Annotated in this window: 9 protein-coding genes; 1 reads left to right on the plus strand and 8 read right to left on the minus strand. The window is 77.5% G+C overall.

The genetic code is table 11. From position 1 onward, the window contains the following. Window positions 1-193: 193 nt before the first annotated feature. From nudC to ACI78Z_RS16070, 6 genes are all read right to left on the minus strand, one after another. Entirely contained in the window at window positions 194-1,159 is a 966-nt protein-coding gene (gene nudC / locus ACI78Z_RS16045) for an NAD(+) diphosphatase (RefSeq protein ID WP_457037533.1), read from the minus strand. Beyond that, the gene (locus tag ACI78Z_RS16050; RefSeq protein WP_457037534.1) at window positions 1,156-2,511 is read right to left on the minus strand and encodes a M16 family metallopeptidase; all 1,356 of its coding nucleotides are present in this window, start codon (window positions 2,509-2,511) and stop codon (window positions 1,156-1,158) included. The genes nudC and ACI78Z_RS16050 overlap by 4 nt, the downstream gene beginning before the upstream one ends. A 73-nt stretch (window positions 2,512-2,584) precedes the next feature. After that, window positions 2,585-3,895, minus strand: coding sequence for a M16 family metallopeptidase (locus ACI78Z_RS16055; RefSeq protein ID WP_457037535.1), 1,311 nt, complete (start codon window positions 3,893-3,895; stop codon window positions 2,585-2,587). 309 nt (window positions 3,896-4,204) lie between these two features. Further along, window positions 4,205-5,065: a DUF2510 domain-containing protein gene (locus ACI78Z_RS16060; RefSeq protein ID WP_457037536.1), complete on the minus strand. Its 861-nt coding sequence runs from the start codon at window positions 5,063-5,065 to the stop codon at window positions 4,205-4,207. Between the two features lie 35 nt (window positions 5,066-5,100). Then, on the minus strand, window positions 5,101-6,702 hold the full coding sequence (locus ACI78Z_RS16065) for a serine/threonine-protein kinase (RefSeq protein ID WP_457037537.1): 1,602 nt from the start codon (window positions 6,700-6,702) through the stop codon (window positions 5,101-5,103). Continuing rightward, window positions 6,699-8,117 (minus strand): dipeptidase, encoded by a 1,419-nt coding sequence (locus tag ACI78Z_RS16070; protein WP_457037538.1) that lies wholly within the window; start codon window positions 8,115-8,117, stop codon window positions 6,699-6,701. The genes ACI78Z_RS16065 and ACI78Z_RS16070 overlap by 4 nt, the downstream gene beginning before the upstream one ends. Before the next feature lie 25 nt (window positions 8,118-8,142). Between ACI78Z_RS16070 and ACI78Z_RS16075 the strand changes: the two genes are divergently transcribed. Beyond that, a complete protein-coding gene (locus ACI78Z_RS16075) occupies window positions 8,143-8,979 on the plus strand; it encodes an alpha/beta fold hydrolase (protein ID WP_457037539.1) in 837 nt (278 codons plus the stop codon). A 106-nt stretch (window positions 8,980-9,085) separates the two neighbouring features. On the opposite strand, the gene ACI78Z_RS16080 is transcribed toward ACI78Z_RS16075, so the two are convergent. Both ACI78Z_RS16080 and ACI78Z_RS16085 read right to left on the minus strand, forming a co-directional pair. Continuing rightward, the gene (locus tag ACI78Z_RS16080; RefSeq protein ID WP_457037540.1) at window positions 9,086-12,496 is read right to left on the minus strand and encodes a UvrD-helicase domain-containing protein; all 3,411 of its coding nucleotides are present in this window, start codon (window positions 12,494-12,496) and stop codon (window positions 9,086-9,088) included. Next, entirely contained in the window at window positions 12,493-15,681 is a 3,189-nt protein-coding gene (locus ACI78Z_RS16085; protein ID WP_457037541.1) for an ATP-dependent helicase, read from the minus strand. Before ACI78Z_RS16085 ends, ACI78Z_RS16080 begins: the two co-directional genes overlap by 4 nt. Between the last annotated feature and the right edge of the window lie 101 nt (window positions 15,682-15,782).

Genomic DNA, 15,782 nt, shown 5'->3' on the forward strand with positions numbered 1-15,782 from the left:
CCCCCCCCCCCCCCCCCCCCCCCCCCCCCCCCCCCCCCCCCCCCCCCCCCCCCCCCCCCCCCCCCCCGCCCCCCCCCCCCCCCCCCCCCCCCCCGCCCCCCCCCCCCCCCCCCCCCCCCCCCCCCCCCCCCCCCCCCCCCCCCCCCCCCCCCCCCCCCCCCCCCCTGGGCCGAAGGCTCGGGAGGGCGCCCGCCTACAGCTCGCCGTCCACCCAGCGGTCGATGATGTGCCGGGCGATGGAGACAGCCGGCGGCAGCGCCCGGGGGCCGGCGCCCGAGCGCAGCTCGTCGCGGGTGAACCAGCGCGCCTCCTCGATCTCGGTCGGGTCCAGCCGCAGCGTCGGGTCGCCCTCGACGCGGGCGGTGTAGCCGAGCATCAGCGACTGCGGGAACGGCCACGGCTGGCTGCCCACGTAGCGGATGTCGGTGACCTGCAGCCCGACCTCCTCGGCGACCTCCCGGGCGACGGCGGCCTCCGCCGACTCCCCCGGCTCGACGAAGCCGGCGAGGATGGAGAACCGTCCCGGCGGCCACACCGCCTGGCGGCCCAGCACGCACCGGTCGCCGCCGTCGTGGACGAGCATGATCACGGCCGGGTCGGTGCGGGGGAACAGCTCGGCGCCGGTCTGCGGGTCCCGCTGCACCCAGCCGCCCCGCTCGATCGTCGTCCGCGCGCCGGACAGGGGGCTGTACCGGTTGCGGTCGTGCCACTCGACCATGGCGATCGCCTCGGCGAGCAGCCCGGCGTCCAGGTCGTCGAGGTCCGCGCCGAGGTCACGCAGGCCGGCCCAGGTGTCGACCGGACGGTCGCCCACCATGAGCCGCCGGTCCCCGCGGACGGCGGCGTAGGGCACGCCGTCGGCCTCGCCGAGGTAGACCGCGCCCTCGGGCAGCCCGGTGCGCTCCTCCCACAGCAGCCGCGGGCCGCCCTCGGCCTCCTCGACCGGCACGGTCCGCCGCTCGTCGACGGTGAGCACCCGCACCGGGCGACCGCCGGTCGGGTCGGGCAGCATGCGCGCCAGGTGGCTGCGGTCGTGCGCGGAGCGGGACAGCACCGGCACCGCGCCGGCCGGCGAGGGGCTGCTCTCCGGCCAGGCGACGCCGTCACCGGACGGCGGCGGGTTGTCCGCCAGGCTGCTGCCGCCGTTCGGCACGCTCATGCCGGCTCCGCCGCGGGGACGACCTCGACCGGTCCGAACGCGTGCAGCTCGTCGGCGACCTGCCCGGCGTCGCCGACGACGACGGCGGTGAGTCCGGCCGGCCGCAGGACGCGGCGGGCCGCCTCCTGCACCTCCTCGACGGTGACCCGGGCCAGCGCCTGCTGGTGCTCGGCCAGCCACTGCGGCGGCAGACCGGAGCCGGCGAGCGCGGACAGCGTGCTGGCCAGCCCCGCGTGCGTCGCCGTCGACAGCGCCATGCTGCCGAGCACGTAGCGGCGGGCGGCGTCCAGCTCCTCCTCGCCGACCGGCGCGAGCGCCATGCGGCCCAGCTCGTACCAGGTCTCGAGGAACGCGGGCCCGGTCACCTCCGTGGCGACGTCGGCCTCGACCAGGAACGAGGACGCGGCGGCGAGGTGGTCGACGGAGCTGCGCGGGCTGTAGCTGTAGCCGCGCCGCTCGCGGATGTTCTCCACCAGCCGGGAGGAGAAATAGCCGCCGTAGACCATGTTGGCCAGCCGGACGGCGGGCAGGTCGGGGTCGGTGCGGCTGGGCGCGGGACCGCCGAGACGCAGGTTGGACTGCACGGCGCCGGGCCGGTCGACCACCTGCAGCGGCCCGGGGGGCAGCTGGGGCACCGGCGGGGCGGCGACCGCCGTCCCCTCGCCGGTCCAGCCGGCCAGCGCGGTGCCGACCGCGTCGACGGCGGCTCCCGGGTCGAGGTCGCCGACCAGGACCAGGGTGCTGCCGGCGGGCAGCACCCGCTCGCGGTGCAGCTTGCGCAGCGCCTGGCTGCGGACCGCGTTGACCAGCTCGGTGGCGGGCAGCTGCTCGGCGTAGGGGTGCGCGCCGTAGCGGCGGGCGGCCAGCGCGGTGCGCGCGATGATGCCCGGCTGGGAGCGGGCGATGGAGATCCGCTCGGCGACCCGGGCCCGCTCGGCCTCCACCCGGTCGGCCGGGTAGGTGGCGTCGGTGAGCACCTCGGCCAGCACGCCGAGCACGGGGGCGAGCCCCTCGGCGAGCAGCGTGGTGGCGAACAGCAGCCGGTCGGGGTCGGTGGAGACCGACAGCTCACCGCCGTGGGCCTGCACGGCCTCGGCGATGCCGGTGGCGTCGTGCGTGCCGGTGCCCAGCAGGACGGCGCCGGAGAGCACCGAGGCGCGGGCGGTGTGCTGCGCGGCGGCGCGCGCGGTCGCCGCGGCGAAGGGCACCCGAAGGCGCAGCTCGACGAGCGGGACCCCGGGCCGCGGGACGACGACCAGCCGGAGACCGTTGGGCAGCGTCTCCTCGGTGACGGCCAGCTCGGGCTGCGGCCGGGGCTCGCCCAGCGGCGGGATCAGCACGGGAGCACTCACGAGTCCTCCTCGTCGGCGATCGTCGGCCGCGTTCGTGACACTGCTCTGTCCATGGATGGGCTCGCGAGCTCGCTCATCGACGTCCTCCCGTGGCGCGCAGCTCGAGGACCGCGACGGTGCCGGGGTCCAGGCCCCCGGCGGCGGTCTGCACCTGGTCGGAGGTGACGGCGGCCAGCCGGGCGGCGAGCTCGCCGGCCAGCTCGGCGCGGCCGTGGACCAGCTCGGCGTTGGCGAAGGCCAGCGTGCGGCCGAGCACCGAGTCGGCCTGGCGCAGCAGCTGGGCCTCGGTGCGCGCCTGCACCCGCGCCAGCTCGTCGGCCCCGACGCCGTCGGAGGCGATCCGGCCGACCTCCTCGTGCACCGCGGTGATGACCTTCTCCACCGGGACCGACGCGGGGTGGTGCACCTGCGTGGTCAGCAGCGTGGCGTCGCGGACGTCAAAAGGGTCGCCGAACAGGCCCACGTAGCTGCTCTGCGCCACGGCGAGCTGGTCGTCGTGCACCAGCCGGCGCTCCAGCCGCGAGGCGTCGCCCTCGCTGAGCAGTTCCGCGAGCAGCACCGTGCCGAGGTAGGTGTCGAGGTCGGCGACCGGGTCCGGGACGCGCCAGCCGAGGGCGACCGCGGGCGCGGGGGCCAGCCGGTCCTCGACCACGCCGGAGCGCACGCTGGTCGGCGACGGCTCGCCGGTCGGCGGCGTCGGCGGGACGTCGCGGGCGGCGATGGGGCCGAACCAGCGGCGCACCAGCTCCTCGGTCTCCGCGACGTCGAGGTCACCGCCCAGGCACAGGACGGCATTGCCCGGCGCGTAGTAGCGGTGGAAGAAGTCCGCGGCGTCGTCGACCGTCGAGGACTCCAGGTCGACGAAGGAGCCGTAGCCGTCGTGGGTGTTGGCGAAGCTCTCGAACGCGATCTGCGGCAGCTGCAGCCAGGGGAAGGCCCCGTACGGGCGGTTGAGCACGTTGACCCGGATCTCCTCCTTGACCACGTCGATCTGGTTGCGGAGGTTCTCCTCGGTGATGGCCGGCGCCGCCATGCGGTCGGCCTCGAGGAACAGGGCGCGCTCGAGGGCCTCGGCGGGCAGGGCCTCGTAGTAGTTGGTGTAGTCCTGGTGGGTGGAGCCGTTGAAGGTGCCGCCCGCGGCCTGGACCAGGCGGGCGTGCTCCATCTTCGGGACGTTGGCCGAGCCCTGGAACATCAGGTGCTCGAAGAGGTGGGCGAATCCGGTGCGGCCCTGCGGCTCGTTGCGCATCCCGACGTCGTAGGAGACGGTCACGGCGACGACCGGGACGCTGCGGTCGGGCGCCAGCACGACGCGCAGCCCGTTCTCGAGTCGGAAGCGCTCCACCGGGTGCCGGAGGGTGAGGTCGGCCCCAGCTGCAGTCACGCGACCGACCCTAACCGCGCCGAGGAGACGCCGCCCCGGGCGGCAGGGGCCCGCGACCGCCGGCACCGGCACCCGGTTCCCCGCCGAGTGGGCAGTTGCGGTCGCCGACATGCGTGGACACGCCGCCCCGACCGACCGCAACTGCCCACTCGACGACGGGGACGGCCCCACGGCAGCCGGGGACGGCAGGCAGCCGCGGTGGACCGGTCGCGGGGCCCGGAGGGTCCCCGACCGGGACACGGGCAGCAGCGGCTCAGCTGGGGTCCGGGACGGCACGTGGACGCGGTGTCGGCCGCTAGGCCGACAGTGTCACAGCACGTCGACGCCCTCGATGACCCGGTCGATCACCCCGTACAGCTCCGCGTGGGTGTTGGGGACGGAGAGGTAGAGCAGCGCGGGGGACGGCGTCCCGACGTCGATGAGCAGCAGCGCCGCCCGCTCCCCCGAGGCCTCGAACCCGTCGACGTCCCAGGACAGGTCGAACTCGAACAGGTGCGCCGGGGCGCCGTCGACGGTGCGGGCCTCGTCTCGCAGCACCTCCCGCTCGTTGGGGCTCGGGTAGTAGTTGCGGCGCACGCTGTCGGCGACCTGGGCGAGGGTCGGCTGCAGGGTGCCGGGGCCGGCGTAGCCGAACAGCGGCGACAGCGGCCCGGAGGTGCACTGGGCGATGAACGGCCCGCCGTCCGGGGTCACCTCCTGGGTGATGAGGTACTGCCCGGCCACGGACGTCGTCTCGCGGACCTCCTGCAGGTCGTACTCCACCCAGCCCGGCCCCAGGTAGGGGTAGGCGATGCCGGCGGCCTCGTCGACGATGCGGACCGTGCCGGGCGGGAAGGTCGGGCCGGTCGGAACGGGCGGTGCGGCGTCGTCCTGGCCAGAGTCGAGGCCGCTCGGCCGGCCGACGAGGAAGCCGATGAGCACGACGAGCACCAGTCCGAGCACCGACAGCCCGACCACCCACGCGGTGCGCCGCGGCGGCCGTCCGGAGCCCGGCGGCGGGGTCTGCTCGGGCGCCGCGGTCGGGGAGGCAGCCGGTGCCTGCACGGCCACACCGGGGCCGGCGGGGGTGGTGACGTCGGACCAGCCGGCGCCGTTCCACCACCGGGCCACCCCGGGAGCGCCGTCCGGGTCGGGGTACCACCCCGGCGGCGCGCTGGACTCCCCACTCACGGCGTCACCCTAGGACCGCCACCCGGGAGTTCCGGTCACCGACGGTCCGCGGCGTCGTCCCACCACGAGACGAGCTCGCGCAGCCCGTCCTCCCCGCCGCCGCGCACCTCGGCGACGGCGAGCGTGCCGGTGTCCGCCCAGGTCCAGCGCAGCTGCGCGTCACCCTGGGCGTCGAGGGAGCAGGCGAGCCGGCCCACCGTCCGGTCGTCGGATTCGCGCAGGAACAGCCAGCCCTCCGGGTCGTCGCCGTTCCCGCACTCGTACTCGCTGTCGAGCTCGCCCAGCCCCTCCGACTCGACGTGCGCGGCGAGGGCGCTGGCCGCGCCGTCCCCGGCGTAGAGCGTGTAGGTCGCCGCCGGGGCCTCGTCGTCGTCGAGGTCCCCGGCCGGGCAGTCCAGCCGTCCGAGCACCGCCCCGTCCCCCGCGGCGGCCGTGCAGTCGGCGGGGTCGACCTCCTCGGGCAGGCTCACGGCGAGCAGTCGCTCGGCGACCCCGGACACGTTCCCCGCGGCCGTGTCCGCCCGTCGGTCGGCCGCGACGAACAGCCCGGCGAGCACCAGCGCCGCGACCGTCGCGGCCGCGGCGAGCAGCCACGGCAGCCAGCCGAGCCGGGGCCGGCCCGCCGGGGCCGGGTCCGGGCCGACCGGGGTCGGTGCCCCCGCGACGGCGACCGGCACCACCCGGGTGGCCGAGCGGGTGCCGCCGGCCGGGAGAGGCCCGACGGCGGTCGCGGCGTCGTCCGGGGACGGCACCGGGACGCCGCTGCCGGTCAGTGCCGCGCGCGCCGCCCCGCCCAGGTCGCCGGCGCGCTGCCAGCGCCGGTCGGGGTCCTTCGCCAGGCCGCGCAGGACGGCGTCGTCGAGCGCGGCGGGCAGTCCGGGGCGCAGGGACGACGGCGCCGGCGGGAGCTCGTGCAGGTGGGCGGCCATCACCCGCGCCGGGTCGCCCCCGGGGAACGGGCGCCGTCCGGTGAGCAGCTCGAACAGCAGGCAGGCCAGCGAGTAGACGTCGGCGCGGGCGTCCGGCGGCGTCGGGCCGAAGCGCTCCGGCGCCATGTACTCGGCGCTGCCGACCGCGCTGCCGACCGCGGTCAGCGCCGGTCCCGGGCCGTCGTCGGCACCGCGGGCCACGCCGAAGTCGGCCAGGTAGGCGAAGTCCTCCCCGGCGGCGGAGGTGGCAAGGTCCCGCCCGTCGGCGCGGGCGACGAGCAGCACGTTCGACGGCTTGACGTCCCGGTGGACCAGGCCGCCGGCGTGGGCGGCGTCCAGCGCCCGGGCGACCTGGCCGGCCAGGTCGACGGCGCGGGCGGGGTCCAGCGGGCCGGTGCGCCGCAGCAGCGAGTCGAGGTCCTCGCCGTCGACCAGGCGCATGTCGAGGAAGAGCTGGCCGTCGATCTCCCCGTACCGGTGGATCGGGATGACGTGCGGCTCGGTGAGCCGGGCGGCGATGCGGGCCTCGCGGCGGAAGCGGTCGCGGTAGCCCTCGTCCTGCGCCCACTGCGGGTGCAGCACCTTGAGCGCGACGTCCCGCTCGTGCTCGGCGTCGTGCGCCCGCAGCACCTGCCCCATGCCGCCGCAGCCGAGCACGCCCAGGATCCGGTAGGGGCCGAAGTGCGCGCCGTCCTGCTGCCCGGTCACCGCGGGCGCAGCGGCACGGTCGCGAGTTCCCGCCAGAGGTGGGCGACGGCCTCGGCGCCGCGGTGGAGCATCGGCAGCAGCACCCGCTCGTCGGGCGAGTGGATGCGGTCGGTGGGCAGCCCGGCGCCGAGGAAGAGCAGCGGTGCGCCGAGGACGTCGACCAGGTCGGCCTCCGGTCCGCTGCCGCCCTCCCGGGTGAACAGGACGTCGGCGGGGTCGCGGTCGAAGGCCTGGCCGATCGCGGCGAGCAGGGCGGCCATCGCGGGGGAGTCCAGGTCGCTGGCGCACGGCGAGACGCCGCCGGCCGGGACGTGCACGTCGGCCTGGATGCCCGCGGGCAGGTTCGCCGCGACCCAGCCGCGGACCTGCTCGGCCAGGTCGGCGGGGCGCTGGTCGGCGACCAGCCGGAAGGTGATCTTGGCGTGCGCCTCGGCCGGGATGATCGTCTTGTGGCCGGGGCCGGTGTAGCCGCCCCACATGCCGTTGACCTCGGCGGTCGGGCGGGCCCCGATCCGCTCCAGGGTGGTGAAGCCCTCCTCCCCCGTCGCCAGGCGGGAGGCGGCGGGCCCGGTCAGCCAGGCCTGCTCGTCGAAGGGCACGCGGGCCATGAGGTCGCGCTCGCGGTCGGTGAGCGGCCGCACCCGGTCGTAGAACCCGGGCAGGGTGACCCGCCCGTGGGCGTCGTGCAGGCTCGCCAGCAGCGTCGCCATCGCGTGCAGCGGGTTGGGGACGCCGCCGCCGAAGGAGCCGGAGTGCAGGTCGACGGCGGGCCCGCGCAGGGTGATCTCGGCGTCGGCCAGCCCGCGCATGGCCACCACGGCGCTGGGGACGTCGGGGGCGGCCATCCCCGTGTCGCTGACCACGACGACGTCGCAGCGCAGCCGGTCGGCCCGCTCGCGCAGCAGCGCGGCGAAGTGGGGGGAGCCGGACTCCTCCTCGCCCTCGACCACGACCTTCACGGTGACCGCGGGGGTGTCGCGACCGGCGGCGGCCAGGTGCGCGCGCATGCCGAGCAGGTGCATGGCGACGTTGCCCTTGTCGTCGATCGCGCCGCGGGCGTGCAGCTCCGGGCCGTCGGGACCCTCGACGCGGGTCGGCTCGAACGGCGGGTGCGTCCACAGCTCCAGCGGGTCGACCGGCTGGACGTCGTGGTGGCCGTAGACGAGGGCCACCGGAGCGCCGTCGTCCGCCGAGGGCCACTCGGCGTAGACGGCGGGGGCGCCGGCGGTCTCCCACACCTCCACGACGGGGAAGCCGGTGCGGCGCAGCGCGGCGGCCAGCCACTCGGCGCTGGCGGCGACGTCCCGCGCGTGGGCCGGATCGGCGGAGATCGACGGGATGCGCAACCACGCGTCGAGATCGGCGTGCAGGTCGCCTGCGTGCGCGCGGACGAAGTCGCGTTCCGGGCTGCTCACGACTCCCGACGGTAGCGTCGCGGCCATGTCGGGACAGCTCCTGCGCGTGGACGTCGGCGACCTCACGTTCGACGTCCGCGGCGACGGGCCGGACGACGGACGGCCGGTCCTGCTGCTGCACGGCTTCCCGGAGACCTCGGCGTCGTGGGCGGCGGTCACCCCGCAGCTGACCGCGGCGGGGCTGCGCACCTACGCCGTCGACCAGCTCGGCTACTCCGCCGGCGCGCGGCCGGCCGAGGTCGAGGCCTACGCGCTGACCAACCTGGCGCAGGTCACCGCCGACCTGATGACGGCGATGGACGTGCCGACGGCCGACGTCGTCGGGCACGACTGGGGCGCCAACGTGGCCTGGGCGCTGGCCGCCTGGCACGAGGACCGGGTGCGCTCGCTGACCGCGGTCTCGGTGCCGCACCCGGCGGCGTTCACCGCCGCGTGGCGCGCGGACCCGGAGCAGCAGGAGCGCTCGGCCTACATCCGGCTGTTCTGGCAGCAGGGCAAGGCCGAGGAGGTCCTGCTGGCCGACGACGCCCGGCGGCTGCGGCGGATGTTCGGGGACGCCGTCCCCGCCGAGTCCGTCGACGAGTACGTGGCCGTGCTGTCGGCGCCGGGCGCGCTGACCGCCGCGCTCAACTGGTACCGGGCGATGAGCTCGGCCACCCCGGTCGACGACGTGACCGTGCCGACCACCTACGTGTGGAGCGACGGCGACGTCGCCATCGGACGGCGGGCCGCGGAGGGCTGCGCCGAGCACGTCGCCGGCGACTACCGGTTCGTCGAGCTGACCGGGGTCTCGCACTGGGTCCCCGAGCAGGCCCCGGAGCCGCTGGCCGTCGCGGTCCTGGACCGCATCGCCTCGACCTGAGGCCCACGGCGGCTCCCGTGGCGGCCCCGGCCCCATCGCCGGCTCGTCCCCCGCTGTGCGGGTGCGATCACGCCGGCAGTCCACGCACCCAGCCGGCAGGGCGCTGTCAGTCCTCCTGCGGCTCGGGCGGCAGGTCGTCGTCGGCGCCCTGGCCCGTGACCAGGGCGAGCAGGCCGGCCTCGTCGAGCAGGTCGACCGGGCGCACCGTGACGCCGGCGGCGACGTGGTGGAACCCGGCGCTGACCCGCTCGACCGGGACGCCGGTCAGCCGCGACCAGCCGAGCCGGTAGGCGGCCAGCTGCACCGCCGCGGCGGCGAGCTCCACGCCCGACGGCGGCGGGCCGGTCTTCCAGTCGAGGACCTCGAAGCCGCCGGTGCCGTCGTCGAAGACCGCGTCGATGCGCCCCCGCAGGGTCAGCGGGCCCAGGGGCGTCTCGAAGGGCACCTCGACCTCGACCGGCTGCCGGTCGGCCCAGGGGCCGGCGAGGAACGCCTCCTGCAGCGCGGCCAGCGCGCCGTCGGGTGCGGCGGACTCGTCGCCGGAGCCGGGCAGCTCGTCCAGGTCGAGCAGCCGGGCGGCGCCGAAGCGCTCCTCGAGCCAGGCGTGGAAGGCGGTGCCGCGGCGGGCCAGCGGTGCGGGCGCGGCGGGCATCGGCCGGCGCAGCCGCCGGGCCAGCTCCGCCGGGTCGCGGCGCAGGGTGACCAGCTCGGACACCGACAGGTGGCTGGGCAGCGGCACCTCGACGGTCGGGCGGGCGGTGCGGCGCCGCTCGCGCAGCAGCAGGTCGGCGTCGCGCACCCACCGCTCCACCTCCGGGTCACCGGTGCCGAGCGCGGCGTCGGCGTCCAGCGGGTGCGGAGCGGCGCCGGCCACCAGCTCGGCGGCGGCGGTGAGCGCCCGGCGGCGCGGCGGGGAGAGCGGGTCGACCGGCCAGACGCCGACCGGCCACTCCTCCAGCGCCGGGTTGGGAGCGCCCTCCTCCGGCCGCTCGGCCCACGCGACCACGACGCCGGCGCCGGCGGTGCACGCGCGGCGCACGGTGTCGAGCAGCAGCGAGGGGCCGTTCGGCTTCACGCCCTCGCGCCACCAGCTGCCCGAGCACACCAGCAGGTGCTTGGCGCGGGTGACCGCGACGTAGCCGAGCCGGATCTCCTCGGCCTCGCCGAAGCGCTTCCACTCCTCGACGTAGTCCTCGAGCGCGGCGCGCACCGCGGCCTGGTCGCCGGAGCCGGGCACCGGCAGGCGCAGCTGCGGCAGCTCCTCGCGGTCGGTGGTGCGCAGGTCGACCGGGACCGCGCCGGGGTCCCTGACCCACGAGTCGCTGGTGTCGGTGCGAGCCGGGAACTGGTCGGCCGTCATGCCGGGCACGGCGACGACGTCCCACTCCAGGCCCTTGGCCGAGTGGCCGGTGAGCAGCTGGATCGACTCGGGGTCGACCGCGACCTCGCCGGGCTCGAGTCCGCGCTCGCGCTCCTCGGCGTCGCGCAGGTAGCCGAGGAAGGCCGGCAGCGAGGGCAGCTCGGCCAGCTCGGTGAACTCCGCGGCGACCGCGTGCAGCGCGTCGAGGTGCGCCCGCGCCGCGCCGGGGCTGACACCGGGCGCGCTGGCCAGCTCGGTCTCCAGCCCCAGCACCCGCGCGACGTCGTCGACCAGGTCGGGCAGCGGCTCCCCCAGCCGGCCGCGCAGGTGCGCCAGCTCCGCGGCCAGCCGGCGCAGCCGCCGGTACGCGGCCGGCGAGTAGGCCGCGGGGTCGCCGAGGTCGTCGAGCGCCTCGACGAGGCTGCCGCGCTCCGACGGGCGGGCGGCGGGGTCGTCGTCGTCCTCGCGGGCCGGACGGCGGGCGTGCACCAGCGCGCGGGCGCGGGCCTCGAGCGCGGCGAGGTCGCGGGGGCCGATCCTCCAGCGGGCGCCGGTGAGCAGCCGGCCCATGGCGTCGCCGGCCGTGGGGTCGACGAGCACGGTCAGCGTGGCGACGACGTCGGAGACCTCGGGCACCTCGAGCAGCCCGCCCAGGCCGACGACCGTGACCGGCAGGCCGCGGGCGCGCAGGGCGGCGGCGATGCCGGGCAGTTGCCTGCGGGTGCGCACCAGCACCGCCGTCGTCGGGGGGCGGCCGTCGGGACGCGGCGGCAGCGCCGGGTCCTCGCCGCGCCAGCAGGCGGCCAGCCGGTCGGCCAGCGCCTCGGTCTCCTCGGCCACGGTGGTGTACAGACCGGCGGTGACCAGCCCGTGCCCGGCGGTGGGCGCCGGCGCGAGGTCGGGCAGCGGCACCTCGGGCGCCGGCAGCAGGCCGGCGACGTCGTTGGCGACGGCGAGCACCGCGCCGTCGTTGCGCCAGCTGGTGGCCAGGGTGAGCCGCTGCGCCTCCTTCCCGCGGACGCCGGGGAAGGTGCGGTCGAAGCGCTCGATCGTGCCCGCGGACGCACCGCGCCAGCCGTAGATCGACTGCCGCGGGTCGCCGACGGCGAGCACCGCGTGCCCGGTGGTGCGGCCGAACAGCGCCTCCAGCATCCGCAGCTGGCCGACGCTGGTGTCCTGGTACTCGTCGAGCAGCACGATCCGCCAGCGGGCCCGCTCGCGGCGGCCGACCTCGGGCGCGGAGACGGCGACCCGCGCGGCCAGCGCCACCTGGTCGGAGTGGTCGATCGCCCCGGCGGCCCGCTTGCGCGCCTCGAACGCCTCCACCAGCGGCAGCAGCGCCACGCGGGCGCGCTGGCGGGCCAGCATCTCCAGCACCGGCTTGTACGGGCCGCGCTTGCCCTTCGCGTCGGGGTAGCCGGTGATCCGCCGCTCCAGGTGCGCGGTCCACGCGCGCAGCCGGTCGGCGGGGATGTCGTGCTCGCCGAGCTCGCCGGCGAGCGCCAGCACGTCCTCGACGGTGGTCAGCGGGCTCAGCTGGACGTCGTCCATGTCGCCGGTCCACCCGGAGACGACGGAGGACGCCTGCCCCCAGCACATGGCCGGACCGAGCACGCCGGCGCCGGGCTCGACGCCGATCCGCAGTCCGTGCTCGCTGACCAGCGACGCGGCGTAGCCGTGGTAGGTCGAGACCGTCGGCATCGCGACGGCCAGCCGCTCCCTCAGCTCCGGGTCGGTCCCCGGGTGCCGGGACAGCGCACCCAGCCGGATCCGGATGCGCTCGTTCAGCTCGCTGGCCGCCTTGCGGGTGAAGGTCAGCCCGAGGACCGCGTCGGGGGCGACCAGCTCGTTGGCCACCAGCCAGCAGACGCGGGCGGCCATGGTCTCGGTCTTGCCCGAGCCGGCCCCGGCGACGACCACCAGCGGCCGGTCGGCCGGCGCTGACACCACCCGCGCCTGCTCGTCGGACGGCGCGTACGCCAGCCCGCAGCGGGCGGCGACCTCGGCCGGGGTGAGCAGCCGCTTCTCCCGAACCGGCTCGGGCGGCGCGCCGAACAGGGCGTCGTCGAACGCGAGTTGTTCAAGGACCCCGTTCCGCCCTCCGCTCGCAGGCTCGCGAGGGGACCCGGAACGGGGCCTCGTACCTCGAGGTGTCACGCGGTGACCTGCCGGCCGCGCTCGTGCAGCGGGCAGCTGCGCCGGGCCGGGCACCGGGAGCAGTGGCTGCCGGTGCGCACCTCGAAGGTGGCCGCCCCCATGCCGTCGCCGACCTGCGCCACGAGCTCCCCGGCCCAGGTCTCCCCCACCGGGACGCCGGCCGGCAGCGGGTCCTGCGCCTGCTCCTTGGCCCGGGCCCCGGAGCCGACCTGCAACAGCGCGGCGCCGCCGGGGGCGTCGCCGTGCTCGCCGAACGCACCGGCGGCGACGGCCACCTGGTAGGCGGCCAGCTGCCCGTGGGTGTCGATGTCGCGCGCGGCGCTGCGGCCGGTCTTGAGGTCGACCACGACCAGCCGGCCGTCCCCGTCGCGCTCGAGCCGGTCGACCTGGCCGCGGATGCGGGCCCGGCCCACGGTGACGTCGAAGTCGGCCTCGGCGGCCAGCAGCTCGCGGCGGTTGGCCGCGTGCCAGCCGAGGAAGCGCTCCAGCATGTCGCGCGCGGCGGTCCGCTGCCGCTGGTCGGCCCAGCCGGGACCGAGGTCGAGCTGGTCGAGCTCCTCGGTCAGCGCCACCCGCGCCTCGGCGGCGGGCAGCCCCTCGGCGACCTTCTGGGCCACGGCGTGCACCGCGGACCCGACGGTGCGGGTGGCGTCCGGCGAGGCCTCGGCCCCGACCGCGCCGAGCACCCACTTCAGCGGGCAGCGCTGGAAGGTCTCGATCGCCGACGGGCGCACCCGCACCGCCTCGCCGTCGGGCACCAGCGGGGCGTCGTCGGACAGCGGCGCCAGGCCCCACCAGTCGGCCGGGGAGGCGCCCGGGACGCCCTCGTCGGCCAGCCGGCGCAGCACCGCGGCGGCAGCCGACCGGCGCGCCGGCTCGGTCTGCGGATCGCTGACCGCCCGACGCAGGTCGGCGACCAGGGCGGGCAGCGTGAGCGAGCGCGGCAGGGGCGTCAGCGGCCGGCCGTCGTCGGGCGGGGGGACGACGAGGTCGAGGAACCGGGACGCGGAGGCGCCGGCGTCGGGACCGTCCAGGGCACCCTCGACGGCGGTGACCACCAGCCGCCGGCGGGCGCGGGTGCAGGCGACGTAGAACAGCCGCCGCTCCTCGGCCAGCATCTGCACGCGCCGGTCGATGTTCGTGCCGTCGATGCCGGCCACCCGCTCGACCAGCAGCTCGGTGCCCAGCAGCGTGCCCCGGTCGCGGAGGTCGGGCCAGATGCCCTCCTGCACGCCGGCCACGCAGACGACGTCCCACTCCAGGCCCTTGGACGCGTGCGCGGTGACCAGCCGGACGGCGTCGGCCGCCGACCCCCGGCCGGCGCCGGCCACCCCGGGCAGCTCCTGGGCCGACAGGTGCTCGACGAACGCCCCGGCCGTGGCCGAGGGCAGCCGGTCGACGAAGCCCGCGGCGGCGTCGAACAGCGCGACGACGGCGTCGAGGTCGCGGTCGGCGACCGCCCCGGCCGACCCGCCCGCGGCGCTGGCCCGAGCCCACCGGCCGGCCAGGCCGCTGCGCTGCCACATCGCCCAGAGCACGTCCTCGGCGGAGCCGTCGCGGGCCAGCGCGACCCGACCGGCGGCCAGCACGTCGGCGACCCGGCGCGCCGGACGGGCGACGGGCTCGGGCAGCTCCTCGAGCAGCGCCTGGTCGGTGAGCGCGGTGGCCAGCGGCGCGCCCCGCTCGTCGGCGTCGACCCCGCGCTGGGCCTGCGCGATCCGCACCGCCCGGCGCAGCCGGCGGAGGTCCAGCACGGTCGCGCCGCCCAGCGGCGAGGTCAGCAGCGCCTCGGCGCCGGGCTCGTCGAGGGCGAGCGTGCCCGACTCGGCACCCGACCTCGGGAGCAGCGCGCCGAGCGCGGCCAGCAGCGGCGCGACGGCCGGCTGCGCGGCCAGCGGCAGGTCGTCGGTGCCGACCTCGACCGGGACGCCGGCCGAGGTCAGCGCCCGCCGCAGCGGCCCGATGGCCAGCGCGGTGCGGACGACGACGGCCATCTCCGACCACGGGACGCCGTCGACCAGGTGCGCGCGGCGCAGGGTGTCGGCGACGTAGGCGGCCTCGACCGCCGCCGAGCCGAAGACGTGCACCTCGGCGGCGCCCTCCTCGGCGCCCTCGACCGCGGCCAGCCGGCGGTGCTCCCAGGGGCCGGGCAGCGCCTCGGCGACCCGCCGGCCGACCGCCAGCAGCGCCGGGCCCGAGCGCCGGCAGACACCCAGCGACAGCCGTGGTGCGGGCCGGCCGGTGACGGTGCGGAACCGCTCCGGGAACTCGACGATGCCGCGCGGCTCGGCGCCGCGGAAGGCGTAGACGGCCTGGTCGGGGTCGCCGACGACGACCAGGTCGCCTCCGCCGCCGGCGAGCAGCTGCAACAGCTCGACCTGTGCCGGATCGGTGTCCTGGTACTCGTCGACGAACAGCCAGCGGGCCCGCTCGCGCTCGGCGCGCAGCAGCGCCGGGTCGTCCTCGAGCTCGGCGATCGCGGCACGGACCAGCTCGGCGGGGTCGTAGCCGGACGCGTCGCCGCCGCCGGCGGTGGAGAAGGCGGTGACCGCCTCGTACTGCTCCTGGAAGGCCGCGGCGTGCAGCCACGCCTCGGCGCCGGTCTCGCGGCCCCACGCGGTCAGCACCTCGGGGCCCACGCCCCGCTCGGTGGCCCGCAGCAGCAGGTCGCGCAGCTCGCCGCGGAACCCGGCGCTGGTCACCGCCGGCAGCAGCGACTCCGGCCAGCGCACCGCGCCCTCCCCGGCGAGGTCACCGCGCAGCAGCTCGGCGACGACGGCGTCCTGCTCGGCGGCTGTGAGCAGCCGGGGGGGTGCCTCCCCGCGCAGCAGCGCCGCCCGCCGCAGCACGCCGTAGGCGTAGGAGTGGAAGGTGCGGGCCAGCGGCTCCCGGATGGTGCGCGCCACCCGCGCGGTGACGCGGTCGCGCAGCTCGGCGGCGGCCCGGCGGCTGAAGGTCAGGACGAGGATCTGCTCGGGGTCGACGCCGCGGTCGATCCGCGCGGCGACCGCCTCGACGATCGTCGTCGTCTTGCCGGTCCCGGGGCCGGCGAGGACGAGCAACGGCCCGCCCGGGTGGTCGACGACGGCCTGCTGGGTGGGGTCGAGCCGGGGTCGGCGCACCGGCGCAGGCCCCGGCTGCACGAGGCGGTAGACCGGCGTCGACTCGTCCCCCCGCAGTGCCACACCTCGATGACACCACGAGCGACCGACATCGCCCGGGAGCTCCGCGTCACGTCCGCCGGCGGCAGGCCGCGACCTGTGCACACAGCGCGGCCGCCGACCGG

This window comes from Geodermatophilus sp. SYSU D01176, from assembly GCF_054050015.1.